The sequence below is a fragment of the Pseudomonas sp. S36 genome, assembly GCF_016647875.1.
GTDB lineage: Bacteria > Pseudomonadota > Gammaproteobacteria > Pseudomonadales > Pseudomonadaceae > Aquipseudomonas > Aquipseudomonas parafulva.
This window is the reverse complement of the sequence record NZ_JACVVG010000028.1, coordinates 43,331-67,781: the sequence shown is the minus strand read 5'-3', so window position 1 is coordinate 67,781 and position 24,451 is coordinate 43,331. Positions and strand designations below refer to the sequence as shown.

Annotated in this window: 19 protein-coding genes and 1 pseudogene; 5 read left to right on the top strand and 15 right to left on the bottom strand. The window is 63.2% G+C overall.

Annotated elements, in window-relative coordinates:
• Positions 1-81 precede the first annotated feature (81 nt).
• The 14 genes from IAE36_RS16290 to IAE36_RS16225 all read right to left on the bottom strand — a co-directional run bounded on the left by IAE36_RS16290 (position 82) and on the right by IAE36_RS16225 (position 17,540).
• Positions 82-894, bottom strand: a complete 813-nt coding sequence (locus IAE36_RS16290) for an SDR family oxidoreductase (RefSeq protein WP_201213460.1) — start codon at positions 892-894, stop codon at positions 82-84.
• Between the two features lie 24 nt (positions 895-918).
• Complete coding sequence (locus IAE36_RS16285; protein WP_201213458.1) at positions 919-1,383, bottom strand: multidrug transporter; 465 nt, start codon at positions 1,381-1,383, stop codon at positions 919-921.
• A gap of 132 nt (positions 1,384-1,515) precedes the next feature.
• The gene (locus tag IAE36_RS16280) at positions 1,516-2,958 is read right to left on the bottom strand and encodes a mannose-1-phosphate guanylyltransferase/mannose-6-phosphate isomerase (protein WP_201213456.1); all 1,443 of its coding nucleotides are present in this window, start codon (positions 2,956-2,958) and stop codon (positions 1,516-1,518) included.
• A gap of 36 nt (positions 2,959-2,994) precedes the next feature.
• Positions 2,995-3,642: an alginate O-acetyltransferase AlgF gene (locus IAE36_RS16275; RefSeq protein WP_201213454.1), complete on the bottom strand. Its 648-nt coding sequence runs from the start codon at positions 3,640-3,642 to the stop codon at positions 2,995-2,997.
• 17 nt (positions 3,643-3,659) lie between these two features.
• A complete protein-coding gene (locus tag IAE36_RS16270; protein WP_201213452.1) occupies positions 3,660-4,817 on the bottom strand; it encodes an alginate O-acetyltransferase in 1,158 nt (385 codons plus the stop codon).
• A gap of 10 nt (positions 4,818-4,827) precedes the next feature.
• Positions 4,828-6,288 (bottom strand): MBOAT family O-acyltransferase, encoded by a 1,461-nt coding sequence (locus IAE36_RS16265; RefSeq protein ID WP_201213449.1) that lies wholly within the window; start codon positions 6,286-6,288, stop codon positions 4,828-4,830.
• Positions 6,289-6,408: 120 nt separating this feature from the next.
• Positions 6,409-7,500: a mannuronate-specific alginate lyase gene (locus IAE36_RS16260; RefSeq protein WP_201213447.1), complete on the bottom strand. Its 1,092-nt coding sequence runs from the start codon at positions 7,498-7,500 to the stop codon at positions 6,409-6,411.
• A 7-nt stretch (positions 7,501-7,507) separates the two neighbouring features.
• Entirely contained in the window at positions 7,508-8,950 is a 1,443-nt protein-coding gene (locus IAE36_RS16255) for an alginate O-acetyltransferase (RefSeq protein ID WP_201213445.1), read from the bottom strand.
• Positions 8,951-8,963: 13 nt separating this feature from the next.
• Positions 8,964-10,523, bottom strand: a complete 1,560-nt coding sequence (gene algG, locus IAE36_RS16250) for a mannuronan 5-epimerase AlgG (protein ID WP_201213443.1) — start codon at positions 10,521-10,523, stop codon at positions 8,964-8,966.
• A gap of 18 nt (positions 10,524-10,541) precedes the next feature.
• On the bottom strand, positions 10,542-12,017 hold the full coding sequence (locus IAE36_RS16245) for an alginate export family protein (RefSeq protein WP_028635237.1): 1,476 nt from the start codon (positions 12,015-12,017) through the stop codon (positions 10,542-10,544).
• Positions 12,014-13,447: an alginate biosynthesis TPR repeat lipoprotein AlgK gene (gene algK, locus IAE36_RS16240; protein ID WP_201213466.1), complete on the bottom strand. Its 1,434-nt coding sequence runs from the start codon at positions 13,445-13,447 to the stop codon at positions 12,014-12,016. The genes IAE36_RS16245 and algK overlap by 4 nt, the downstream gene beginning before the upstream one ends.
• Positions 13,448-13,468: 21 nt before the next feature.
• Positions 13,469-14,635 carry an alginate biosynthesis protein Alg44 gene (locus IAE36_RS16235; protein WP_201213441.1) on the bottom strand — a complete coding sequence of 389 codons (1,167 nt, stop codon included), beginning with the start codon at positions 14,633-14,635 and terminating at the stop codon, positions 13,469-13,471.
• A gap of 36 nt (positions 14,636-14,671) precedes the next feature.
• A complete protein-coding gene (locus tag IAE36_RS16230; protein WP_201213439.1) occupies positions 14,672-16,153 on the bottom strand; it encodes a glycosyltransferase family 2 protein in 1,482 nt (493 codons plus the stop codon).
• A gap of 70 nt (positions 16,154-16,223) precedes the next feature.
• Positions 16,224-17,540, bottom strand: coding sequence for a nucleotide sugar dehydrogenase (locus tag IAE36_RS16225; RefSeq protein ID WP_028635233.1), 1,317 nt, complete (start codon positions 17,538-17,540; stop codon positions 16,224-16,226).
• A 1,485-nt stretch (positions 17,541-19,025) separates the two neighbouring features.
• On the opposite strand from IAE36_RS16225, the gene IAE36_RS16220 reads away from it, so the two are divergent.
• From IAE36_RS16220 to IAE36_RS16210, 3 genes and pseudogenes are all read left to right on the top strand, one after another.
• Complete coding sequence (locus IAE36_RS16220) at positions 19,026-19,766, top strand: hypothetical protein (RefSeq protein ID WP_201213437.1); 741 nt, start codon at positions 19,026-19,028, stop codon at positions 19,764-19,766.
• A pseudogene (locus IAE36_RS16215) lies at positions 19,763-20,290 on the top strand (ABC transporter ATP-binding protein); the annotation flags it as partial. The gene IAE36_RS16220 and the pseudogene IAE36_RS16215, both read left to right, overlap by 4 nt.
• A 121-nt stretch (positions 20,291-20,411) precedes the next feature.
• Complete coding sequence (locus IAE36_RS16210; RefSeq protein WP_154660100.1) at positions 20,412-20,681, top strand: hypothetical protein; 270 nt, start codon at positions 20,412-20,414, stop codon at positions 20,679-20,681.
• A gap of 23 nt (positions 20,682-20,704) precedes the next feature.
• On the opposite strand, the gene yaaA is transcribed toward IAE36_RS16210, so the two are convergent.
• Entirely contained in the window at positions 20,705-21,484 is a 780-nt protein-coding gene (gene yaaA / locus IAE36_RS16205; RefSeq protein ID WP_201165054.1) for a peroxide stress protein YaaA, read from the bottom strand.
• Positions 21,485-21,621: 137 nt separating this feature from the next.
• Between yaaA and IAE36_RS16200 the strand changes: the two genes are divergently transcribed.
• Positions 21,622-22,749 carry a polysaccharide deacetylase family protein gene (locus IAE36_RS16200; RefSeq protein WP_201213435.1) on the top strand — a complete coding sequence of 376 codons (1,128 nt, stop codon included), beginning with the start codon at positions 21,622-21,624 and terminating at the stop codon, positions 22,747-22,749.
• Positions 22,750-23,030: 281 nt separating this feature from the next.
• Entirely contained in the window at positions 23,031-24,425 is a 1,395-nt protein-coding gene (locus IAE36_RS16195) for a PhoH family protein (protein ID WP_028635229.1), read from the top strand.
• Positions 24,426-24,451 lie beyond the last annotated feature (26 nt).

Below are 24,451 nucleotides of genomic sequence, written 5' to 3'. Positions count from 1 at the left end.
AACGTAGGAGCGAGCGCAGCTCGCGATGCGCCGCGCGGGCGGCGCTCGATCCGCGCGCCACCACATAAACCACGTCCTACCTCAAAGCCCGCGCAACAACCCAAACCGTTTGCGCAACACCCAGTCCAGCAGCCGCCGCGGCAGCACTCGCGCCAATAGCGGCAGGGCGGTGCTGCCATTGCCGAGCCTGACCAGCACCGGCACAGGCGAGCGCCGCGTTGCCGCCAGCACACCCTGGGCAAAGCTCGCCGCAGGGGTGGGTCTGTCCTGGGAAGCACGGGCCCTGGCCTGGATCTGCTCACGTAACGGCCACCACGGCGACGCCGGTGCCAGCAATTGCTCAGCCTCGTGTTGCGCATGGCTGGCAAACTGCGACGCGATGGCACCGGGCTGCACCTCCATGACCCGAACGCCGAACGGCGCCAGCTCCAGGCGCAGGGCGTCGGTCAGCGCATGCACGGCGGCCTTGGAGGCGCAGTAAGCCCCGGCGAACGGCGTCACCAGCACACCCGACACACTGCCGATATTGACTACCAGGCCTCTGGACCGGCGCAGCAACGGGAACAACGCGCGGGTTACCCCCACCAGCGCGAACACATTGGTCTGGAACTGGCGCTGCATGGCGTCTACCCCACCATCTAGCAGGGGCCCCATGGCGCCGTAGCCTGCGTTGTTGATCAGGATATCGAGGGTGGGCAGCTCCTCGGCCAGCCGGGTCAGTGCCTGCGGGTCGTTGACGTCCAGCGGCCTGGCGGTAAAACCTGCAGCGGCCAGGCGTTCAACGTCTTCAGGTTTGCGGGCGGTGGCCCACACCTCATGGCCGGCATCGTGGAAGGCATCGGCCAGGGCGCGGCCGATGCCGCTGGAACAACCGGTGATCAGAACGGTGGGCATGGCAGAGCCTTTGGTCAGGGGCGGTTAGTTGGCGAAGGTGCCTTGCAGGTGCTCGGCGCGGAATTCCAGGGTTTGCGCACGGTAGCCTGCGCGCAGCGGGGGCAATGGCAGGCAGTCGCTCCAGTGGGCACCCGCCTGCAGTTCGCCAGGGCCACGGTAGCGCGGTGCGTTGTAGGTATTTTCGGCAAGGTTGACGGTGTCGCCCGGCGCATAGGCGGCCACCCGCCAGCGCAGTTCGGTGAGCGGCACCGTGTTGTCGTTGCGGATTGTGACCTGCAATGGGCGGTCGGCCGGGCATTGGGCAGGTGCATGGACCAGCCGCAGGTCTACCCGCGCCAGTTGCGACGCCTCGCGGCTGTCCTGCCAGATGACGAACAGCGCCACCAGCCCCAGCCCACCAACGGCCGCCAGAGAGATCGGCAATGCCTTGGCCGGGTAGCGCAGCAGCAGTACCAGCCAGGTAAGGATGAGCAGGGCGCCGATGATCATGGGGATGCAGACCTGAGTTGCGCGGGGTCTGAGCATCGTAGCGTGAAATGGGAATGGGCTCAAAACGGCGGCAGTCACTGCCTTGACCCGTTCGAGCCCATCGCTGGCAAGCCGGCGCCTACACCGGCCCCATCAACCCAGGCCGGTCGCGCCCTCTGCCGCCACCGAGGTACGCCCATACACGTCCTCGAAACGCTCGATATCGTCCTCGCCCAGGTAGCTGCCCGATTGCACCTCGATGATCTCCAGCGGGATCTTGCCGGGGTTGCGTAGGCGGTGTACCGAGGCGATCGGGATGTAGGTGGACTGGTTCTCGGTCAGCAGGAATACCTTCTCGTCACAGGTGACCTCGGCGGTGCCGGACACCACGATCCAGTGTTCCGCCCGGTGGTGGTGCATCTGCAACGACAGGCTGGCGCCCGGCTTCACGGTGATGTGCTTGACCTGGAAGCGGCCGCCCATGTCTACCGAATCGTACGAGCCCCACGGGCGATAGACTTCCAGGTGGTTCTGGGTTTCGCTGCGGCCCTGCTCGTCCAGCGACTTGACCATCTGTTTCACGCCCTGAACCTTGTCCTTGTGCGCGATCATCATGGCGTCCTTGGTCTCGACCACCACGATGTTCTCCAGGCCGATCACCGACACCAGCTTGCCATTGCCGTGGATCATGCAGTTGTGGCTGTCCTGCACCATCACGTCGCCCTTGGTGACATTGCCGTTGTCGTCCTTGTCGTGCACATCCCACAGCGACGACCAGCAACCCACGTCGCTCCAACCGGCCGAGATCGGCACCACGCAGGCGCGCCGGGTTTTTTCCATCACCGCGTAGTCGATGGAGTTGTCCGGGCAGCAGGCGAAGGTGGCTTCATCGATGCTCAGCGTGTCGCCATCGGCCTGGCTGCGTTCCAAGGCCAGCATGCAGGTGTCGTAGATGTCGGGATCGTGCTTTTTCAGTTCTTCGATGAAGCGGCTGGCACGGAACAGGAACATGCCGCTGTTCCAGAAGTAGCCACCGGCCTGAACGAACTCGGCAGCGCGCTTTTCATCGGGCTTTTCCACAAACTGGGCCACCCGCGCCACCCCTTCGGGCAACAAGGCATCCTGGCTGGAACGGATGTAGCCATAGCCGGTTTCAGGCTTGGTCGCCGGCACCCCGAACAGCACCATCTCGCCACGTTCGGCGGCTACCGTGGCCAGGGCCAGCGCGCGTTGCAGGGCCTTCTGGTCATCGATCACATGGTCGGCTGGCAGTACCAGCATCAGCTCGTCACGGCCTTCATTCACCAGCTTCATGGCGGTCATGGCCACGGCAGGCGCGGTGTTGCGCCCGAATGGCTCCAGCAGGATGCCCTGGGTCTGCAGCGACAGCGCGGCCAGTTGCTCCTGCACGATGAAGGTGTGGTCCTTGTTGCAGACCACGATGGGCGCATCCATGCCTTCGAACACCAGCCGTTCGATGGTTTGCTGGAACAGGGTGTGCTCGCCGGTCAGGGCCAGAAACTGCTTGGGGAACTGCTTGCGCGACAGGGGCCATAGGCGCGAACCGCTACCACCAGAAAGAATTACCGGGATCATCGTGTTTCTCCACTAGTCATCGAGGGGTAGTTGAAATCAGTTGCCCGATACCGGGCGGGTGACCCAGACCGGCGACAGCGCGCTGCCGGAACCGGTGACGTACAGCACGGCCGCTTCGCCGCGCTCCAGGGCGACGGGTTTCACGTCACCCACTTTGTTGCTGCCCTGGTACAGCGCCAGGTTGACCTTGACCGGGTTGATTTCCCGTTCGCCACGGCCGTGGGCGGCCACCGGCTTGACCACTTCGGTCTTGCCGTCGGCGGTTTTCAGGGTGAGTGACTGGTCGCTCAGGTTCTGCACGCGTACCAGGGCCTTCTGCTTGTTCTTGAACGGCGGCTCCTCGACCAGCTGTGGGTTGCCGGTACCGCTGTTGACCAGGGTGTAGTACTTGTCGGAGGCCAGTTGCACGGGCACCTGCTTGCCGCCGACTTGCGCGGTGTAGTCACCGCCTGGCAGGAAGCTGAAATCGCTGCTGGCCTGGGCACCCACCTGCTTGATCTGGGTGTTGCCGACGCTGGCGGCAGCCGGTGCGCTGGCGGCGTTGAACAGGCGTACGAAGGTAGAGCCTTTTGGCGCGCTCGGCCCATAGAGGGCGGCGTCGGCGCCGGCGAAGGCCTGCAGTGATGCCAGGGACAGGCCAGCTGCGAGGGTGAGGGCCTTGGCAATGGAAGTTTTAGGAGTCATGTGCGGTTTCCTCTCTATCAGTGGTGCGTCCGGGTGGACGACATGGCCAGGTTTGCTTCGGACTTGCGGGTGTTCTTCAGCTGCGCGATCCACTGCGGATCGAAGCGGCTGAGGTCGGTTTTCATCGGCAGGTAACGCTCGGGGAATTCCCACACCACCACTTGCGGCGGGGCATTGCGCAACGCGTCGCTTTGCAGATACTTGAGCATCGGCACCAGCGGCCCGTGGCCGTCTTCGGCGTAGTTGGCCACGTCGCTGCGCAGCGCCTGCTGCAGGGCCCCCAGGAAATTCCAGTGCGGGTTGGCGCTGTAGCTGGTGCCCACCAGGGCCACCGGAATGCGGGTGTCGGCGAACAGCGCGTCATCGCCCTGTGCTTCGGCCTGCGCCGGGCGCGTGGTGCGCTGCTGCAGGGTGTCGGGTGCCGGCAGCAGGTTGCTGAACAGCGGGTCCAGTGGCAGGAAATTGGTCAGGTCGCCCTTGTACGGGGCGGTGGGGCCGGCTTCGGTAACGAAGGCCTGTTGTTCGCCTTCGAGCAGGTGCTGGCGGCCGACCGCTTCGGCCAGGGCCTGGGCTGCGGTCTCGGCGCCCATCGGTGTCCAGTGGGTGTCGGTACGCAGGAACACCTGGCCGCGGGCCTTGGCCTGTTCCAGCGGCGCCATCAGGTCTGGGGCAAACACCCCGGCCTGGCGCGCCCTGGCATGGAAGCGGTTGTACAGGTCGTCGTGCAGGCTGGCCGGGCGTTGCTTGCCAAGGTACTCGTCATACACCCGCGCCTTGGCCGGTACGATCGCCAGTACCAGCTGGCTGCCCTGTTGCTGCAGGGTGTCGCGCACGCCACGGATCAGTGCCAGGTTGTCCTGCATCCGTTGCTCGGCGCCAGCTACGGGCTTGAATTCCTCGTCGCTGTACAGCCACTGGTCGCGCCCCAATACCACACCGGGGCGGCCCTCGTTGAACAGTTTGAAATCCATGGCCGCCCACAGGTTGGTGCCCAGGCGCTTGATCGGGAACTGCGCGTCGTAGTGCGTCTCGGCGGCCTTGGCCAGCTTGCCGTCCAGCAGGGTCATCGGTGCCGTGCGCTGGAACCCCTGCAGGCCACCAAGGGACCACACGCCCATGCCTACCAGCAGGCCGAGAAACGACAGGGAATAGGTGATGCGTAATGTGCGGGTCATGTGAGGCCCCTCAGAACTGGAAATACAGGAACGGCGAGTAGCTCTGCGCCGAAAGCTTGAGGACCGAGGCGGCGAACAACAGCAGCACCAGCACACGGGTCAGTACCCGCGTCACGTCCACGCCCACCGAACCGTCGGCGTTGACCTGCGCCGGGGTGGGCAGGGCCGCTGCCGGGGTGGCCGTGCGATAGAAGTCGCGCAGGCCGAACCACGCCAGGGTGAGGTAGGCAATCACCAGGGTGGCCACCTGCAGGCCGGTCAGCTGGGCGCGGTTGAGCTCCGACAGCTGCCAGTCGCCGAAGCTGAACATGGCGCCATACATGCGGCCGGCCACGTGCAGGTTTTCGGCGCGGAAGATCACCCAGCCGACCACCACCAGCAGGAAGGTGAATGCCCATTTGACCGGGTTGAAACGCTGCGGGTTGGTGTCGATGCCCAGCGCGCGTTCGATCGCCAGCCACATGCCGTGCCAGGCGCCCCAGAGGATGTAGGTGAAGTTGGCGCCGTGCCACAGGCCACCCAGCAGCATGGTCAGGAACAGGTTGCGGTAGGTGTTGAAGGTGCCTTCGCGGTTGCCACCCAGGGTGATGTACAGGTAGTCGCGCAGCCAGGTCGACAGGCTGATGTGCCAGCGGCGCCAGAACTCGGTGATCGACTGGCTGATGTACGGCTGCTTGAAGTTTTCCATGAAGCGGAAGCCCATCATCAAGCCAAGGCCGATGGCCATGTCGCTGTAGCCACTGAAGTCGAAGTACAACTGCGCGGTGTAGGCCAGTGCCCCTAGCCAGGCGTCACCGGTGGTGGGTGCCTGCAGGGCAAAGCAGTGGTCGGCGACCACGGCCAGGGTGTCGGCGATGAACACCTTCTTGATGAAGCCCTGCATGAAGCGGGTGCAGCCTTCGGAGAACTTGTCCAGGGTGTGGGTGCGGTTGTTGAACTGCTCCACCAGGTCCTTGAAGCGCAGCACGGGGCCGGCGATCAGGTGCGGGAAGATCGCCACGAACGCCGCGAAGTCGATCAGGTTGCGGGTGGCCGGGGTGTCGCCGCGGTACACGTCGATGATGTAGCTGATGGACTCGAAGATGTAGAACGAGATACCGATCGGCAGCAGCACGTGGGTGAGGATGAACGGCTCCAGGCCGAACGAGGTGACGATGGCGTTGAGGCTGTCGACGCCGAAATTGGCGTACTTGAAGTAGCCCAGTATTGCCAGGTCCACGCCCACGCCCAGCAGCAGCCAGCGCTGTGCCGGCTTGGTACGCACGCCGGCTGCACCGACCTTCAGGCCAATCCAGTAATTCCACAGGGTGACGCCGGCGAACAGGGCCAGGAAGTCCACCCGCCACCAGGCGTAGAAGATGTAGCTGGCGACCAGCAGCAGCAGGTTGCGATAGCGCTGCCCGCTCAAGTAGTACAGGCCGAGAAAGATCGGCAAGAACAGGAACAGGAACACGTTGGACGAGAAGACCATCCCGGTTCTCCTAATTTGCTCACAGCATTCAGGGCAAACGCCCCCCAAACCCCCACGCAGACGCGGTGGGCTACCTTGACTTTCCGTAGGCGCGGGTTTACCCGCGCCTACGGGCTTGCGTCAGTTTTTCGGGTCATACACCCGCGTCATGTCGCCACCCATGCGGAAGCTGTTGAACGGCTGCATGCCGTGCTTGCGCTGCAGGGTGTCGCCTACGCAGTGGTACAGCGCACACCAGGGTTCGAGCCAGGCGTACTTGGTGTCCACTTTCAGGTCCTTCATGTCCTGTTTCTCGCCTGCCCGTTCGGCGAAATGGCGCGGGTCGCGGGCGCCGGCCAGCACGCCTTCGCCCAGGCGCTGCAGGGCGAAGTTGTTCTCGCTGCGCAGGTCCACGCCGTTGGCCTGGGCGAAACTTGCGATCAGCGCCAGCGGCGGCAGGGCGTAGTTGTGGTAGGCCAGGGCGCGCTGCCTGCGTTTGATTTCATTGGGCAGGAAGCCCTGCTCGTCGACCTGGTTGGCGCCCACCTTGTATTCCTTCACGGCCCAGTCGAACAGGTCGCGGCGGTCGGTGGCCACGGCAGTGGCCATCACCGACCAGGCGGCCCAGTAACTGTGGTTGTTGATCTTCTGCAAGGGCAGGTTGCTCCAGTCGCGCACGGTCTGCTCGGCCAGGCGGGCGAACCACTTTTCGATCAGTTCGGCCTCGGCCTGGTGGGCCGCCAGCGGTTGCGAACGGGAGAACTTCAAACGCAGCCAGGAGCCGCTCATGCTGCCCAGCGCCCATTTGCGCATCGACTTGCCGGTGTGGTTGTACTGGGTGGACATCAGCGCATCGGCCCGGGCCCAGGTGCCCAGCCAGGTCAGTGCGCAATCGAGCTGCGCCGGGCGGCCGTCACGCATGTACTGGGTGACCATCTTGCTCACGCCTTTTTCAAGGGTGGTGATGGCTTCGGTCGAGGTGCGGAAGGCGTGTTCGGAGTCGAGGTTGAGCGTGGCCCGCGCCTTGTCCGAGCCCTCGTACTTGCTGCGAAATTGCAGCGCGCCGGTATAGGGTTTGGGCGCAGCTTCACAGCGGAAGTTGCCGGTGCCGGTCTTGAGCTTTTCGATGCCTTCGTAGTACCCCTGCGGTGGTACCAGGGCGGCCTGTGCGGCACTGCCGCACAGGGCCAGGGCGAGCAGGGCGGGGCGCAGGATGTGCGTGTAATGGGTCATGGTCGCCTCACTGGCCGGCTTGCGCGGTGTGCGCAGGCCCGGCGAAGTTGTTGCGTTTGCAGAGTTTGGCCTCGACGTTCTGGGTGCCTTTTTCCGGCCCCTGCACTTCGAAGGCCAACAGGCTTTGATCGGCCCAGTCCTCGTCTTCGCGCATCTGGAACACGAAGCGGCCGTCGGTATCGGAGGTTTCCGGCTTTTCCAGCTTGATGTCTTCGTGCCGGCCATTGAGGTACCACAGGGTGGCTTGCAGCACCTTCACCGACGGGTCTTCGAACTTCACGTCCATCTGCAGGTTGCGGTTGACCAAGGGCTTGATCACACCACCCTTGCCATTGACCATCACTTGGTTCTGGCCAGGCTTGAGCGCAGTGCTGGCGCTCATCAGCGCGGGGCGGTCGTCACAGCCATCGTCGAGCAGGCCGAGGATCTGCCGCCAGATGGTCTCCTGGTCCAGGCGGTACAGCGGCGAGAACTCCCACACCAGGATCTTCGGCGGGTTCTTCCGGAATTCCTCGCTGCCCAGGTACTGGATCATCGAGCCTTCAAGGCCGCCGCCGGGGAAGGCGACGTTCAGCACGTCGGCACCGATGTACTGCTCCAGAAAGCCGGCAAAGTTGTAGTTCTTGCCGCTGTGGCTGGTGCCCACCAAGGTGATCTGGGCGTTGCCTTCGTCGCCGAACAGGTCGTCGCCATCGCCGCTGGCACCCTTGGGCTCGGTGCTGAACTGGTCCATGTACTGCACGGCGTAGCTGGTGCCGCACAGCTGCCCGGCCACGTTATGCAGGGTGCCGGTCTTGCCCATGCGCCCAGACTTGGTGGTTTCGAATTCCTTGCGCGGGATGCCCTCGAAAGCCGGCATCTTGTGCACCGTGTCGGCCACGATTCGCGCGGCGCGTTCGGCGCCGTACGGGGTCCAGTGCTGGTCGCCGCGGAAGTAGAAGTCCTTGCCCTGGTCGGCAGCGGCCAGCTGCTCGTTGGTCAGGGGCGACAGGTCGGGCACGTTGTAGCCCATGCCGGCAAAGCGCTTGAGCATGGCCTGGTAGTTGCCCAATGCCTTCTGGTAGTTGAAGGCGGCTTTTTCAGCCGGTTCGAGCATGTTGCGGTTCACCAGGCCACGGGTGGGCTGGTACACCACCACCAGCTCCACACCGCGCTTCTTGAAGGCGTCGTGCACCTGCTGCAGGCGTTTGTAGCCGGCCTGTGTAGTGTCGAATTCGGTGCGCAGGTCTTCCCGGGTACGGAACAGCCAGTCCCCTTTGGCCTGCACCAGCGTGGTGAAGTTCTGCTGGTAGCGGGTGGTGTAGCGGCTGGCATCGTGCGCTTCGGGGCACAGCTGGCAGCACGGCTCGGCGGTGAAGGTGGGGGCCGTCACCTGGTCGGCGCGCGCGCCCTGGCTGATGGCCAGAAGGGCGCAGGTAACGCCCAGCAGTTTGAGGGTGTGTGCGGTCATGGTCGGGGCTTCCTTAATCGATCATTTCGGCCTGGCGTTCGACCGGGTCGATCAGCACAGCCTTCTGCTGGCGCACCAGCAGGTCGAGGATTTCGTCCTGGCGCTGGCCCAGCACGCCACTGAGGGTGATACCGCTGGCCTTGCGCGGGGCCAGCATGGCCACCTTGTACAGCTCCACCGACAGCGGCGAGTCGATGGACAGCGGGCCGGAGCCGTTGGCCACCAGCTGCCCGCCCACCACAATCAGCGACACCTTGGTATCGAACGGGTCCAGGGCGATGTCGCGGTCGGTGTCGGACAGGTCCTTGATATGGCCGTACACCCCCACCAGGCCGTTGGCCATGGCGACGTTTTCGTACAGCCGGATGTTCACGCTGTTGCGCACGCGGATGCCGTGGCGGCGGTTGTTGACCAGCTTGTTGCCCCAGATCAGGTTGTCGCCGCTTTCGTACAGGGTGATGCCATCGGTGTGGTTGCGGTAGATCTCGTTGTAGGCCACCAGGTTGTTGATGCTGTTACGGTCGATCACCACCCCGGAGAGCTTGTTGTCGAAGCTCTTGTTGTTGATGATCCAGCTGTCGTTCACCTCGCGGGACACGATGATGCCGTGCTTCTTGCGCGTGCCATGCACCGTGTTGCCGGCAATGATCAGGCCATGGGAACGGTCGTGCGGGTCGATGCCGTAGACGATGTTGTCGCGGTAGGTGTTGTCCTTCACCACGAAGTCGCGGGTTTCATAGCAGTAGAAGCCGTACCACATGTCGCTGAACTGCGACCCGATGATCCAGCCGGTCGGCTCGGGCCGGCCCATGCGCCTGGCCAGGTTGGGCGTGTACTGCGAAATGCTCACGCCGTAGGACTTGGACTTGGCATAGCCGAGGCTGGCCATGGTGGTGTTGACGATGTAGGTCTCGGTGCCGCCCCACGACAGCAGGAACGGGCGAAACGCCTTGGGCGAGCGGAACGTGGCCGGGCCGTTGCTTTGTTCGCGCCAGCCGGTCACCTGGGTGTCGGTGACGAACAGCTTGCCGTCGTTCACCAGAAACGCACCGCCTTCCTCGGACAGGCGCAGTTGCCTGACCTTGCTGTTGATCTCCAGCGTGCCCTTGCGCCCGACCACGATGGGCAGGCGTGCCAGGTACACGCCCGGCTGCACTTCGCTCAGGTACTGCCTGGGCACCTGGCGGCTCAGTTGCGCCAGGTCGACATGGCCGTCATCGATGAAGATGGCCTGTGGAATGCCGTGCTGGCGCTGCACCCACTCGGCGGCCTTGTTGTCGCCACCGACGAACTCCTTGAGGCTATCTTCCTGGAACATGCGGCGCACCGTGACCTTGCCCGGGTGGCTGCGGTCGATCTTGCTCTGCACGGCCTGCGCGGTGTAGCCGGAAAGGTCGGGCAGCGTGGGCGGGTCTATGCGCAGCGGTTCGGTCGGCGCGCTGGACACCGTATAAGTGCGGGCCTGCTGCAGTTCCTTGGCCAGCAGGCGCGGCTCTGCGGCGGCGACCAGGCCGCTGGCCAGCAGCAGGGCGCTGGCCAGCAGGCCGTGGCGCAAATGTGGATGAAGGTTCATGGCAATCCCCTCGCGGCCTCAGAAACGCCAGATCACATCGACGAAGGCGCGGTGCATGTAGCTGTCCGCCTCCTTGCCGTATGCATCGCCCGGCTTGAATACCCCGGCGCGCAGGCGTACCAGTGCGGAGGGCTCGTCGATGGCCTGGCTCATCGACGCCGGCAGCAGGCCTTGCTTGAAGTACTTGGTGACGACCACGTCCATTTCCTGGCCAAGGTCCTTTTCGCCATCGACCAGCGGGCGGTTCACACCGTTGTCGTTGACCACTGCGTTGATGCCGCTGGAGCCGATATTCTGCTTGCCGTCCACGCGCCAGAACTTGTGGTAGAGGAAGCTGGCGTCGTAGTCGTCGCGCAGTTGCCAGGAGGCGAACAGGGTGGCCGCCTGCAGGTTGCCCAGCTCGCCGCGGAACGCTTCGCCGAAGCGGTGCACGCGCGACCGGGTGCCGGTGAAGTTGGAGCGGTTGCTCTCAAGGCCGGTCTGCTCGAAATTGTTGCCGCCGTCGTCCCCGCCACCACTGCCGCGCGCATAGGCGGCGCCGACCTGCCACTGCGGGTTGAGGCGCAGGCGCATACCCAGGTCGGTGGCCCAGGCATTCACGTCACCGCGCTGGGTGCCGCTGGCCACTTGCTGGTCGCCGACCTGGCGGCTGCCGAGAGTGTCGCGGTTACCGGTCAGCCAGGTCAGGCTGCCCCAGTAGTTGATGCTGTGATCGTTGCGCCAGTTGTAGGCGTCGCTGTTGGCTTCCAGGCCCAGCCAGGTCAGGTCGCCGGTGCGGGTCTTGTCCAGCGCATCAACGGTTTCACCCGGCTGCTTCAGGCTGCCGCTGTCATGGGTATGGTGGGCGCGCAGGCCAACCCAGTGTCCAGGTGTCCACTGGGTGGCTATGTTGCCGTAGACGTGGGTGCGGTCCTTGTCCTGTGGCGCCAGTTCGGTGAGGTCGGTGCGGTATTCGCTGAAGCGCTGGGCAACGCCCAGGTCGGCCTTGAGCAGGGTGGTGTCGAAGGTCCAGTTGAGGGCTTCGATGTTGGTGTCCCGCCACATGCCGTCATCGCTGCGCAAGCGCTGGCGGCCCAGGCGCAGTTGCTCGCCGGGGTAGGCGGTGAGGCCGCTGTAGCCTACCCAGAACTCACGCATGGCCAGGTAGCTTTTGTCTGGCTGACGGCTGTCTTCAGCCGTGTCGGTGGTGGTGCCGTCGTCGTTCTGGCGCAGGGTGTCGGTTTCAATGGTGTCGGTAGCGGTGACCGCCTGGCCCATGGCGTAGGCGCTCCAGTTGCCGCGCTCGCCGTACACCCAAGGGCGCAGGTCCAGGCCCAGGCCATTGACGTCGCCACCGGGGCGGGTGCCCAGGTCGCGGTCGTCTTCGGACTGGCCAGTGACTTTCACTTCCAGGCCGAAATTCTTGTCGGCGGTCAGCTGCGCCAGGGTGGGGCAGGACCACAGCAGGGCGAAGCTCAGGCCGATGCCGGCTTTCATGAAGGCATTGAGCGTCATAGCGAATCCTCGGCGTCTTCGTCTTGTTCATCGCCCTGCAGGGCCTGGAGGGCCAGAATGCTGTTGGCGCCTTGCGCCATGGCACTGCGGGCCTGGGTTTCCTGGGCGAGCGTGTGCTGGGCCTGGTCGCGCTGCTCGCGCGTGAGCTGCTGGTCGAGTTGCTGCAGCAGCTCGGCAGACTGCGGCGTAGGGTTGGCCTGGGCCAGTTGGGCGAACACCCAGGCGTCGGCGGGCTGCGGGCGTACGCCGTGGCCTTCGCTGAACAACTGGGCCAGGGCATAGTCGGCGCTGTTCTGCCCGCCGCGGGCGGCGGCCAGCAGGTTGTCCAGTGCCTTCTGCGGCTCGACGTTGCCCAGGTAGCCGCGGCGGTACAGCTGGCCCAGGTAGTAACGGGCGCTGGTCTCACCGGCCTCGGCGGCCGCTTGCAGGTGCTGTTCGGCCTTGGCCGCGTCGGCGGGTACGCGGTTGCCTTCGTAGTACAGGCGGCCCAGCAGCAGGTCGGCGCGAGGTTGCTGCGCATCACGGCCTTTTTCGAGGTAAGCCAGCAAGTGGTCGGTATCGCCCAGCTCTGGGAAGTCGTACAGCAACTGCGCCAGGCTCACCCAGGACGCCGGGTTGGCCGGGGCGATGTGTTCGAGCAGCGCCTGGGCGGCTTTCTCGTCGGTCTGGCCAAGGCTGCGATCAGCCAGCACCCGGGCCACGCTGTCTACCCGGGTGCCCGGTACGGCGCCGCGGGCGTAAGCCGACTTGAGTTGCTTGAGCAGGGCGGCCTGCTGCTCGGCCTGGCCGCGTTTCTGGTAGACGGTCGCCAGTTCCACATAACAGCTGTCGGCAGTGGCCAATGCGGCCTTGCACAGCTGTTCTACCTCGTCCAAGTGCTGGTCGTAGGTGCCCTGGGTACGGTACAGCAGCACCTGGGCCACGCCTGCCTCCGGGTAACCGTCGGCGCGCCACTGGTCGATCTGTTTCTGCGCATTGATGCTGGGGAAGCTTTGCGGGTACACCAGGTACAGCATCGCCAGCGGGATCAGGGTGTTGCCCTGGCCCTGGCGGGCGGCGAGCTTGAGCAGGGTTTGCGCCTCTTCGCGTTCGGCCTGGGTGCTGCCGGGCTTTGCCACCAGCAGGCGGCCCAGGCGCGCCTGGGCACGGGGCGAGGTGGCTGCGGCAGCGCGGTAGGTCGCCTCGGCCTGTTCGAGTTGCGCCGGGTTGCCGGTGGCCACCTTGATGTCGGCCAGCCCCACCTGGGCATCGCTGTAGCCTAGGTTTGCCAGGGCCTGGTAATTGCGCTCGGCCAGTGCGGTGTCCCCGCGCTTGAGGGCTTCGTTGGCCAGGCGCTGGTCGGGCAGGCCCGCGCAGCCGGCCAGGGTCACGGCCAGGGCGAGCGTGCACCAGGTGAAGGGGCGAGGGCACAGCCCTTGCAACGGCGGCATGCAGTTCATCACGCGTTCCCCTTACAACCCACGGGCTTGAGCGCTGTCGAACAGCCCGTTCAACGAGGGCCCACGGTCGCTGCTGACCGCCACCGGGCGCCCGGCCAGTTCTGCCGGCAAGCCGCTGTCGGGTTTGATCTGCACGCGGATGTCGGCAGCCAGGTCTTCGCTGTTCAGGCTGCTGCTGCCGACGATCTGGCCAGTTCGCACCTGGTCTTCACCGGCGACCTGGAAGTTGACCCGAGTGCCTGGCTTCACCTCGTCGAACTGGCGGTAGCTGAAGCGTGCTTCCACGGTCGGGGTGGTGGTGCGCGGGATCAGCTGGAAGATCGGCTGGCCCTTGGCGGCGTACTGGCCGTCGTCCACCCACTGGCGGGCGACCACACAGTCGCAGGGGCTGGTGAGGGTGCCGGACAGCTGCTTGCCGAACAGCTCTTCGATCTTGGCCGGTTCCAGCTGTGCGTCGTCCAGGCTGCCCTTGAGCATGTCCAGCATGCTGGTGGTGAAGCTGGCCAGGGGCGCACCCTTGCCGATCTGCCCGCCGGCCTGCACCAGGCTGTTGACGGTGCCGTCACGGGGCATGGTGATGGTGGTGGCGGGCACGGCGACCACGCCGGCTTCGGCGCGGCTGACGAAGTACATGCCGTACAGCGACTTGGCGACAAAGCCAAAGGCGGCGATGCCCACCACGAACACACCCAGGGTCACACTGACCGCCTTGAAGCGGCCAAAAGGGGTCAGGCCGCTGCCGCTGTCCTTCTGCTTGCGCGCCTTGGTGAAGTTGTCGCGTTGCAGGGTGCTGAGCACGTCGCCCAGGGTGATCAGCTCACCGGACAGGTGGCTGGTGATGAGGTGGCGCAAGGTGGCGATATCGCGGGGCTCCAGGTTCTGGAACTGCGCGCCGGTGCGGCCGTCGCCTGCGTTGTAGGCACGTACCTGGAACTCGATGTCCATCGACAAGCCGAGGTTGTCGACCGTGAACTGCAGCCGCCCGCGCAGCACCTCGCCCACGGCCAGCGGCTGCTGGGTATGGAAGCTCAGGCCACCCGCGGACAGGTCCTCGACCTTGACTTCGTGGGGCTGGCGCTGGGCATCGAGGAAACGCAGTTTGGCTGGGATGCGGACCCGGGCATGCTGGCGCTGGGCTTCGGACTCATGCACGACGTTGACGTTCACGGCGGTATTCATGGGGCTCTGTTCCTGTAAGTTCCGATCCGGGTTGGGTCACACGACCATGAACAGCACAGCGACGAAGATGCTGGCGGCCGAGAAGGTCATGGCCCGCGAGGACCAGGTGTTGAACCATTGTTGAAAGCTGGCGAGGTCACGCTTGAGGGCAGTGGGCTGGCGCGTCCACGACTGCTTGTCGAGGCGGAAGAACACGTAGATCTTCATCAGCGCGCCGATGATCTGGTTGTAATAGAGGATCAGCGGGTAGGCCGGGCCCACGCTGTGGCCTGAGCACAGCAGCATGATGGTGAGGATCAGCCGGGTGATGCCGATCCACAGCAGGTACACCAGCAAGAAGGCCAGGCCGAACTTGAGGCTGGCGATCACCGCTACGGTCAGGCCCAGCAGACTGGTCCACATCGACACCCGCTGGTCGAACAGCACGATGCCGGTGAACAGGCCCAGCCGGCGCAGGCCCAGGCCCAGTGCGCGGGAGTTCTGCCGCAGGTTGTTGCCGTACCAGCGGTACATCAGCTTGCGGCTGGCCTTGAAGAAGCTCTTTTCCGGCGGGTGTTCAACCGTGTTGATGGCTGCGTCCGGCACATAGAAGGTGTCGTAGCCCAGGCGCATCAGGCTGAACCAGCTGGATTTGTCGTCACCGGTCAGGAACTTGAAACGGCCCAGGCGCCAGTGCATCAGCGAGTCGCTTTCCACGTCGGCGATGAACTCGGGGTCGGTCACCACGCTGGCGCGGAACATCGACATGCGCCCGGTCATGGTCAGCACGCGCTTGGACAGGGCCATGGAGCACATGTTGATGTGGCGCTGGGCGAAGCGCAGCTTGTGCCATTCACTCATGATGTAGCCGCCGCGTACTTCGCAGAACTCGTTGGTGGTCAGGCCACCGACGTTGGGGTAGAGCTTGAACCAGGGCACGGTCTTGCGTACCACGCCGTCGGCCAGCACGGTGTCGCCATCGATCACCGCCACCACGGCATTTTCGTCCGGCAGCATGCGCGAGATGGCGCGAAAACCGTAGGCCAGGCCATCCCGTTTGCCGGTACCGGCAATGCGCACGATGTCCAGGGTGACGTGAGGCGGCGGGTTGTACTTGGCCCACAGGCTCTTCACCAGCAGTTCATCGGACATCTCCACCAGCGAGCACACCACGGTGGTAGGGAAGCCGCAGTTGATCGCTTCACGGATCACCGAGCTGTACACCTGGGCGGTGGTCAGCGCTTCGATGCGAAAGCTGGTGACCATCAGGTACACATGCGAGGGGGCGGCGGCCTTGCCCATGCGGTGCACCTTGCGGCGCAGGTACGGGTACACCCCGTAGAGAAAGATCATGCCGCGGATGAAATGGGTGGCGCCCATGGAGTAGCGCCAGATGCCGACTGCGCCGACCAGGAAGATGAAGTGCTTGGACTGCGCGTCGAAGATGTCGGCTGGCAGGGCCAGGGCGATCAGCATGAGCAGGCTCATGTAGAGCAGCCAGCCGGCGCACTGCAACAGCACTGTCTGAAGCCTTTGCATGTTCAGCATCCGTGGAGAATTCAGAAGTAGAGGCGGCGCGGGGAGGTGCCCGCGTCGCCTGGCCGGGCCGTTACCAGCAGATGCCTTCGGTACGGCCTTGGGCGCTGGTTGGCTTGCTCATGAAGCCCACCAGGTCGATCACCTGTTTGCCCGCCGGTGCCTTTTGAGCCAGGGCGCGGAACTGCTCGTCACGGTTGCCCAGCACGATGATGTCGGCGTTGTCGATCACCTTCTGGAAGTCGGCGTTGAGCAGCGAGGACACGTGCGGGATCTTCGACTCGATGTACTCCTTGTTGGCCCCGTGGACGCGGGCGTACTGCACGTTCTCGTCATAGATATCGAGCTGGTAGCCTTTGCCGATCAGGCGTTCGGCCAGTTCCACCAGTGGGCTTTCGCGCAGGTCGTCGGTGCCTGCCTTGAAGCTCAGGCCCAGCAGGGCGACCTTGCGCTTGTCGTGGCTTTCGATCATGTCGAAGGCGTTCTGCACCTGGGATTCGTTGCTGCGCATCAGCGAGTCCAGCAGCGGCGCCTTCACGTCCAGGCTGGCGGCGCGGTAGGTGAGGGCGCGCACGTCCTTGGGCAGGCACGAGCCGCCGAAGGCGAAGCCAGGGCGCATGTAGTACTGGGACAGGTTGAGCGCCTTGTCCTGGCACACCACTTCCATCACTTCGCGGCCATCCACGCCCACGGCCTTGGCAATGTTGCCGATCTCGTTGGCGAACGTGACCTTGGTGGCATGCCACACATTGCAGGTGTACTTGATCATCTCGGCCACTTCGACCGACTTGCGGATGACCGGGGCGTCCAGCTCCTCGTACAGGGCCTGCAGCACGTCGCCGCTGGCGCTGTCCAGTTCACCGATGACGGTCATGGGCGGCTGGTCATAGTCCTTGATGGCGGTGCTTTCACGCAGGAACTCCGGGTTCACCGCCACGCCGAAGTCGATGCCGGCGCGTTTGCCCGAGCAGTCCTCCAGAATCGGGATGACCACGTTCTTCACGGTGCCCGGCAACACGGTGCTGCGGACCACGATGGTATGGCGGCTGGCCTTTTCACGCAGCACATAGCCGATTTCACGGCACACCGACTCGATGTACTCCAGGCCCAGGTCGCCGTTTTTCTTGCTCGGCGTACCCACGCAGATCATCGACACGTCAGTGGCGCGGATGGCTTCGGCAAAGTCGGTGGTGCCGCGCAGGCGGCCATTGGCGATACCCTGTTGCAGCAGCGTTTCCAGGCCCGGCTCGACGATGGGCGACTTGCCGTGATTGATCAGGTCGATCTTGGTAGCGGACACGTCCACACCGATCACTTCATGGCCACGTGCCGTGAGGCAGCCTGCACAGACTGCACCTACATAACCCAAACCAAAGATGCTGATACGCATCGCTATCACCTCATGTGTTTATCATGCCGACACTGTTCGCCAGCGTCGAACTGGGTTGATCAACCGCAATTTCTGGGCGCAAGGGGGCGTGGCAGATGCACACTTCGCCAAGCGCAGATAAAGTAAGTTGTTCAGCGCATTTGAAGATGCACTGCAAGTAGGCAGCATTAAGCCGTTAATTAAAAACAGGCCCTGATCTGTCGTCGTCTTTATTGCAGTGCGCTACCTGGCGCGCTGCAGTGCTTGTTCTTTCAAGTAGAAAAAACCTTTGAAATCAACCACGTGGACGATGTGTTGGGCGCGTTTCTCCTGCATGAACAGCCGTTGCGAACACGGTCGCCTGGCCGGTCAGAAGTTTCAGGTTGAGGCGTCAAAGCCTGCCTGCTCATCTGTACGTCATTTCTCACAACCCGGGGGCATGAAAATCGTTACGGCGTTATGAGCGGCCTCAGGAAGTTAAGTTCCGCGATGGGATTGATTGGCATGAAGGATCTTTCAGATATCGATCTTCATCAGGTGGTTTCAATTTGATAGCACTGTTCGATTGGACCCCCGTATAGACGGGGTGAAATTGTATCGAGATGTATTTTTGCCAGTATCGGTATCTTTTTAATAAAAAAATTGCAAAAAGGGTTAAGCGGTATGATGGCGTTATGAAATTTTCACAGTGATGTTTATTTTTTGGCGTCAAATTTCTGTAGCGCTGACGCAGGTTTAGCGGTGCGCTTGCATATCCTGTTACGACTGAAGACCCTTCGGGCGCTAAGGTTTTTATCGCGATGGCCGTCAACCACACTGGACGTCGTCGAGGATGACTGTGTACGAAGGAGCGTCTCAGGCAGCCCGTGGCCATTGCCATGACGGCGTCTCATCCATAACCACAGGGAAGAGACGAGGCTTCATACCGATGAAAACATTTACCCGAACCCTTTGTGGGGCGGCCGCATTGCTTGCGGCGAGTACAGCGCTTGCCGGGCCACCGGTCGAAGTGACCTTCAGGAACCTTGGCACTGAGCCGGTGAAGCTTCAGCTGACGAATGCCAATGAGACGAGTACGTACCAGATTGCGGTACCCACGCCCGCTCAGGAAGTACAGCCTGGGTCCTCCATAACCTTCAGAGTGCAACGATTGGTCAGCCCCGATACGAATGGCGCCATGCTCCGTTATTCGGTGGGGCGTAAGGTGTGTGCATTCAGCACCACGTTCGTGATGATGATGTCAGGAGGGGTCAAGCAACCCAAGTGGAACAAGACCGCAACGCCCACTGGCGGTGCAACTTGCACCGCAGTGAATTCTGGGTTCAGCGCTAACTATTCATGGAGGGCTGAGTTCACTATGAAGTAGTCAAGTCGCGTTGCATCGCTCGTGTATAGCGATCATGAGTGATGCAACTGCGCAGGCTTGTATTACATCAGGATTGAATCATCAGCCAGATTGGATCTATGTCAAAGATAAGCGATGTTAGTGCTGCGTCAGGCGTCCCCTTGCTCAATTTCAAAGCACTTCCCCGCTCCCGTGAAGTGTCAAGTCAACGTATGGGTAGTTTCAGTAACGAGGCTGACTCAAAACTTGCTTTGTCTGCGCTATCTCGTCAGCTCGCCGGCGCTGCAGAGCGTGCTGCGGTCAGGGACAGTCAGTTAAGCCGCCAAGAGTTGGCAACGTTGGGCGCGCGGATTCAGATGGATCTCGGCGGGGTCGGCTACAGGTTGACTAAACCTTTTCATGACGCCTTTGTACCGGATACTGACGATCAGGAACGCTTGGCGCGGGCTGAGCAAGCGACCGCTTTCGTAAACGGGCGAGGCGATAATCCCTTCAAAGCATTGACCCTCGAACAGCTGGCGCTGATTGGCTACGATGAGGGAGGGGATTTTACATATAACGAGCGGCTTGCAGCCAGCAGAGAACTGGGGCATCGCTATTCACTATGGTCAAGCGCTATTGTCGAAAAAGCGCGTGCTGAATATGAAAGCACGGGTTATCAGGATGAAACCATTCGTGAAGTTATTGCTTATTACAAAGCCTTGCCTCCCATCATGGAGGCAGGCTTCGGTAACTATGAAATCGACTTAACGCTGCTGATCGGCAAAACAGACCAGCGACAAGGCAGCGAAGACGATCCGCTGATCGAAATGATCTTGAAAACGGTGCGTAAACTCGAAGATGAGGCTGAAAAAGCGCATCCGCCGATTGATCCATCGATCAAGCCCGGAGGCCCCGCATGAGCGCCATCGTGAGCCTCACAGAGGTGAGCCGCTTCCATGCCGGGTTGCCCGTGCTCAAGGACGTCAACCTTGTTGTTCCAAGTGGGCAAACGTGCGCCATTGTCGGCCCATCCGGTTCAGGCAAAAGTACGCTGCTGAACCTGATCGGTCTGCTGGACAGGCCGTGCTCTGGCCGTGTGCAGTTGGTGGGTAATGACATGACAGGGGCCAGCGCCGACCAGTGCGCTGTCGTGCGCAATCGTCTGATCGGGTTCGTCTTCCAGAGCTTTAACCTGCTGCCGCGTCTGTCCGCCCTGGATAACGTCGCGCTGCCGCTTTCCTACCGTGGGTTGCGCTTGCCAGCAGCCCGGGTGCTCGCCCAGAACCAGCTGGAAGCGGTAGGTATTGGCGAGCTTGGCCCGCAACGATCTGCCGAGCTATCGGGTGGCCAGCGCTAGCGTGTTGCCATCGCCCGGGCTCTGGTAACCGAGCCCTCGTTATTGGTGGCGGACGAGCCTACCGGCAGCCTGGATACAGGACCTGCCTACCGTTCATGAAGGCCAGCAGGCCCGGGTCACAGTCGCCGGGCAGGTTTTCCAAGGCCGGGTTGCCCATATTGCACAGCTGCCCAGAACCGAGGGGGCGCAAGACGCCTGGTACGACCTGGTGGCGGACATCGATCTGCCTTCGCTGGAGCCCGGCAGACCTCTGCGCTTGGGCATGAGTGCCCAGGTTGAAGTGCTGGTTTCGAGCAAGGACCGGGTATGGGTAGTGCCACCCGATGCCGTTGAGCAAGACAAGGCAGGGCTGAGTTACGTGTGGTTCCGTGAGCACCCCAACCAGTTGCCGAGCAAGGTGCCGGTGAGCATTGGCTCGATATGGCCACAGGGGTTGGAAGTGGCCGGGCTGAGGTCAGGGTACGTGCGACTGCCCTGACACCAGCCCGCTCGCAACCGGGCTCACTCGCCTGGCTGATCCCGCAAAAACACCAGATGATCCGCTTTCGACTGCTCGGCACTGTAGTAGTACCCCTGCACATCGAACTGCTTGAGCTGCGCTGGGTCGCTGATGCGCTCTTCGATGGCGAAGCGGGTCATCATGCCGCGGGCTTTCTTGGCGTAGAAGCTGATGATCTTGTATTGGCCGTTCTTCAGGTCCTTGAAGTCGACGTTGATCACCCGGGCGTTCAACGCGCTGCGTTTGACTGCACTGAAATACTCGTTGCTGGCCAGGTTCAGCAGCACGTCGTCGCCCTGTTCGGCCAGGGCCTGGTTCAGCCATTCGCTGATGCGGGTGCCCCAGAAGGCATACAGGTCCTTGCCGCGGGCGTTGGCCAGCTTGGTGCCCATCTCCAGGCGGTAGGGTTGCATCAGGTCCAGCGGGCGCAGCAGGCCGTACAGGCCCGAGAGCATGCGCAAGTGGCCCTGGGCGAACGTGAAGTCGTCCTCGCCCAGGGTTTCGGCAGCCAGCCCGGTGTACACGTCGCCCTTGAAGGCCAGCAACGCCTGCTTGGCGTTCTGTGGGGTGAAGTGCGGCGTCCAGCTGCCGAAGCGGGCGGCGTTCAGGCCGGCAAGCTTGTCGGAGAGATGCATCAGTTCGCTGATCTGCGCCGGGCTCAGTTCGCGCAGCTGCCCGATCAGTTCCTGCGAGTCGTCGAGGTAAGCGGGCAGGGTGAAACGCTCGGTCACCGGCGGGGTGTCGTAGTCGAGGGTCTTGGCGGGGGAAATCACCGTCAGCATCGGGTCGGCTCCTGGCATCGTTGACCGTGAATTCTACGGGCTGGGCGTGGCAAGTCCAAACTATGGCGACGATAGTGGGCGCTCATGGACCGTGCAGGCGCTATAGTGCCTGTTTTGCCATTGGGGAGCCTTGGACCGTGCGCATAGCCTCAGCCCTGCTGGCCGCGCTGCTGAGCGTGGCCGTGCACGCCGCGCCCAGCGACCAGGTGAGCCTGGACCGCAGCCTGTGGCCCGAGCAGTTGGACAGCCCGGTGCTGTTCGACGTGGCGTCGCGTGCCGAGATACTGTCGTTTGCCCAGGTGCTGCATGAAAGCGAGCTGCTCGACGATGCGGCGCTGGCGGCGCGGCTGGGGCTGCGCCAGATCAACCTGCACAAGGTGCGCCTGGTGCGGGCGCGCATGTGGCAGCGCCTGTGGAGCGGTTACCAGCAGGCCCAGCGCAGTTGCGAGCAGGATGCCTCGTTCTGCTACGCCGTCACCTCCATGGCAGAACTGCGCACGCAAGCCGCTACCTTCGCTGCCGATGTTGGCGCGTTCTACACCGGCTGGGTCGAACCCAGCCACCGCTTCCATGTGCGCTACCTGGACGAGCAGCTGCGCAAGGCGGCGTTGATGCCGCAAACCAGCAGTGAGGTGGAGCGGCTGTCACCGGCCGAGCGCAACGGCGACGAACTGAACGACCGGCTGTTTCTGCTCACCTTCGTCGGTGGGCCGGGGCCGGTGGGTGGCAGTACCGATACGTTGGCCGACTACCTGCGCGGGCAGAAGCTGGAAGGGACTTTTTTCGTCCTGGGCAACCGTTTGCAGCAACGTCGCGAGGGCACCTCGCTCGACGCCCTGCGCACGTTGTATGACGGGCAGTGCGTAGGTATTCAGGGCTGGGAGTACAGGTCCCACGCGCAGTGGAATGGCTGGCAGGACTCGCTCAGGCGCAGCCAGGGGCGGGTGCAGGCAGACCTGCCTGAGCAATACGTGCCATTGTTCAGGCCCCCCTATGGCCAGCGCAGGGCGGATGGGGACGCGTTCATGGCCAGCCAGCAACTGCGCGTGTCACTGTGGGACATCGACGCCCAGGATGACGGTGCGCTGGATGCCCAGACCTCGGCCCAGCGAGTGCTGACCTTGATGCTGCTGTGGCGCAAGGGGGTGATCCAGTTTCACGATGCCCTGCCCAAAGCCCAGCCGGCCGTGCAATGGCTGCTGGAGCACACCGCACAGAGCGGCATCGGCTGGCAGGGCTGCAAGGAATATGCTTATGCACAATGAGCAATCTGACTTCTGACTGTAGACCCGCCTGGCCGCCCCGCCAAGGGCAGTTCGTCAATCGGAAAAATAAACTTCAAAAACGCGTAAAAATGCTTTTTCCGGTCATGCCTTTTGCGGTATGAAGAAACCAGACAGCCGATTCCTGCAGCACAGGTGGCGTCATACAGGCTCACCTGGCCAGGTTCGCTTCCCGCCCGTAACAACGCGGATACGGGGAGACCGGCAGTCACTTTGCGGCGTAACAGACCGCGCCGTGTGGCTTCGACATAAGGTGACCGAGTATGGATGACCAAGGACGCACCCCTTCCTCCAGCAAGCCAATCCTCTATGTGCTCGATACCAACGTCCTGATTCACGACCCTAACGCATTACTCAACTTCGAGGAGCATCACGTCGCCATCCCGATGACGGTGCTGGAGGAACTCGACAAGCTCAAGGCCGGCAAACAGAGCATCGCCGCCGAATGCCGCCAGGCCATCCGCCTGATCGACCAGACCCTGGGGGACGCCTCACCCAGCGTTGTCGAGCAGGGTGTACCCATCCAGCGTGGCAAGAGCGGGCCCAAGGGCTTCTTGTCCATTCTGATGACCCCGCGCAACGAGCCTAATCGCCTGCTGCCGGAAACCCTCAACGACAACATCATCATCAACCAGCTGCTGGAAGTGCGGGCGCGGCGCACCGACCTGGACGTGGTGCTGGTCACCAAAGACATCAACATGCGCTTGAAGGCCCGCGCCTGTGGCATTGCGGCCGAAGACTACAGCACCGACCAGTTGGTAGACGACGTGTCGCTGCTGTCCAAGGGGTACCACTCGGTCACAGGTTCGTTCTGGGACCGGGTGAACAAGGTGGATACGCGCCAGGAACGTGGCCGTACCTGGCACCGTGTGCAACTGGCCGAGAACCTGCCGGCGGTGCACGTCAACGAGTTCATCATCGACGAGCAGGGCTTCGTTGGCTGGATCAAAGGCATCCGTGAAAACGAACTGCTGCTGCTCGACCTGCACCAGGAGCCGCTGCTGCACCAAGAAGCCTGGGGCCTGAAGCCACGGGATATTCACCAGAGCCTGGCGTTGTTCGCCCTGCTGGACCCAGACATCCACCTGGTCAACCTGACCGGCGCTGCGGGCTCGGGCAAGACCATCCTGGCACTGGCTGCCGCCATCGAGCAGACCATGGTCAGCAAGCGCTACCGGCGCATCATCGCCACCCGCAGCGTGCAGGGGCTGGACCAGGAGATCGGCTTCCTGCCGGGAACCGAGGCCGAGAAGATGGAGCCTTGGCTGGGTGCGATCACCGACAACCTCGAAGCCTTGCACATGGATGACGAAAGCACCCATGGCAGCGTGGAGTACATCCTCGAGCGGGTACCGTTGCAATTCAAGTCGCTGAACTACATCCGTGGGCGCAGCTTCCAGCAGAGCCTGATCCTCATCGATGAATGCCAGAACCTCACCCCGCACCAGATGAAAACCATCATCACCCGTGCCGGTGCCGGCTCCAAGGTGGTGTGCCTGGGTAACCTGGCGCAGATCGACACACCTTACCTGTCCGCCACCAGCTCGGGCCTTACCTACCTCACCGAGCGCTTCAAGGACTTCCCCCACGGCGTGCACATCACCCTGCAGGGTGTGCCGCGGTCGGTGCTGGCCGAGTACGCCGAGTCGCACATGTAATATTGGCGTTCTACGTTGCAAGCCTG

Bases quoted from the DNA above. Each gene is read 5' to 3' on its own strand.
- IAE36_RS16255 (WP_201213445.1), bottom strand. From the start codon at position 8,950: ATGACCGCACACACCCTCAAACTGCTGGGCGTTACCTGCGCCCTTCTG.
- algG (WP_201213443.1), bottom strand. From the start codon at position 10,523: ATGAACCTTCATCCACATTTGCGCCACGGCCTGCTGGCCAGCGCCCTG.
- IAE36_RS16285 (WP_201213458.1), bottom strand. From the start codon at position 1,383: ATGATCATCGGCGCCCTGCTCATCCTTACCTGGCTGGTACTGCTGCTG.
- IAE36_RS16195 (WP_028635229.1), top strand. From the start codon at position 23,031: ATGGATGACCAAGGACGCACCCCTTCCTCCAGCAAGCCAATCCTCTAT.
- IAE36_RS16235 (WP_201213441.1), bottom strand. From the start codon at position 14,635: ATGAATACCGCCGTGAACGTCAACGTCGTGCATGAGTCCGAAGCCCAG.
- IAE36_RS16290 (WP_201213460.1), bottom strand. From the start codon at position 894: ATGCCCACCGTTCTGATCACCGGTTGTTCCAGCGGCATCGGCCGCGCC.
- IAE36_RS16225 (WP_028635233.1), bottom strand. From the start codon at position 17,540: ATGCGTATCAGCATCTTTGGTTTGGGTTATGTAGGTGCAGTCTGTGCA.
- IAE36_RS16230 (WP_201213439.1), bottom strand. From the start codon at position 16,153: ATGCAAAGGCTTCAGACAGTGCTGTTGCAGTGCGCCGGCTGGCTGCTC.
- IAE36_RS16270 (WP_201213452.1), bottom strand. From the start codon at position 4,817: ATGACCCGCACATTACGCATCACCTATTCCCTGTCGTTTCTCGGCCTG.
- IAE36_RS16280 (WP_201213456.1), bottom strand. From the start codon at position 2,958: ATGATCCCGGTAATTCTTTCTGGTGGTAGCGGTTCGCGCCTATGGCCC.
- IAE36_RS16275 (WP_201213454.1), bottom strand. From the start codon at position 3,642: ATGACTCCTAAAACTTCCATTGCCAAGGCCCTCACCCTCGCAGCTGGC.
- IAE36_RS16245 (WP_028635237.1), bottom strand. From the start codon at position 12,017: ATGACGCTCAATGCCTTCATGAAAGCCGGCATCGGCCTGAGCTTCGCC.
- yaaA (WP_201165054.1), bottom strand. From the start codon at position 21,484: ATGCTGACGGTGATTTCCCCCGCCAAGACCCTCGACTACGACACCCCG.
- IAE36_RS16265 (WP_201213449.1), bottom strand. From the start codon at position 6,288: ATGGTCTTCTCGTCCAACGTGTTCCTGTTCCTGTTCTTGCCGATCTTT.
- algK (WP_201213466.1), bottom strand. From the start codon at position 13,447: ATGCCGCCGTTGCAAGGGCTGTGCCCTCGCCCCTTCACCTGGTGCACG.
- IAE36_RS16260 (WP_201213447.1), bottom strand. From the start codon at position 7,500: ATGACCCATTACACGCACATCCTGCGCCCCGCCCTGCTCGCCCTGGCC.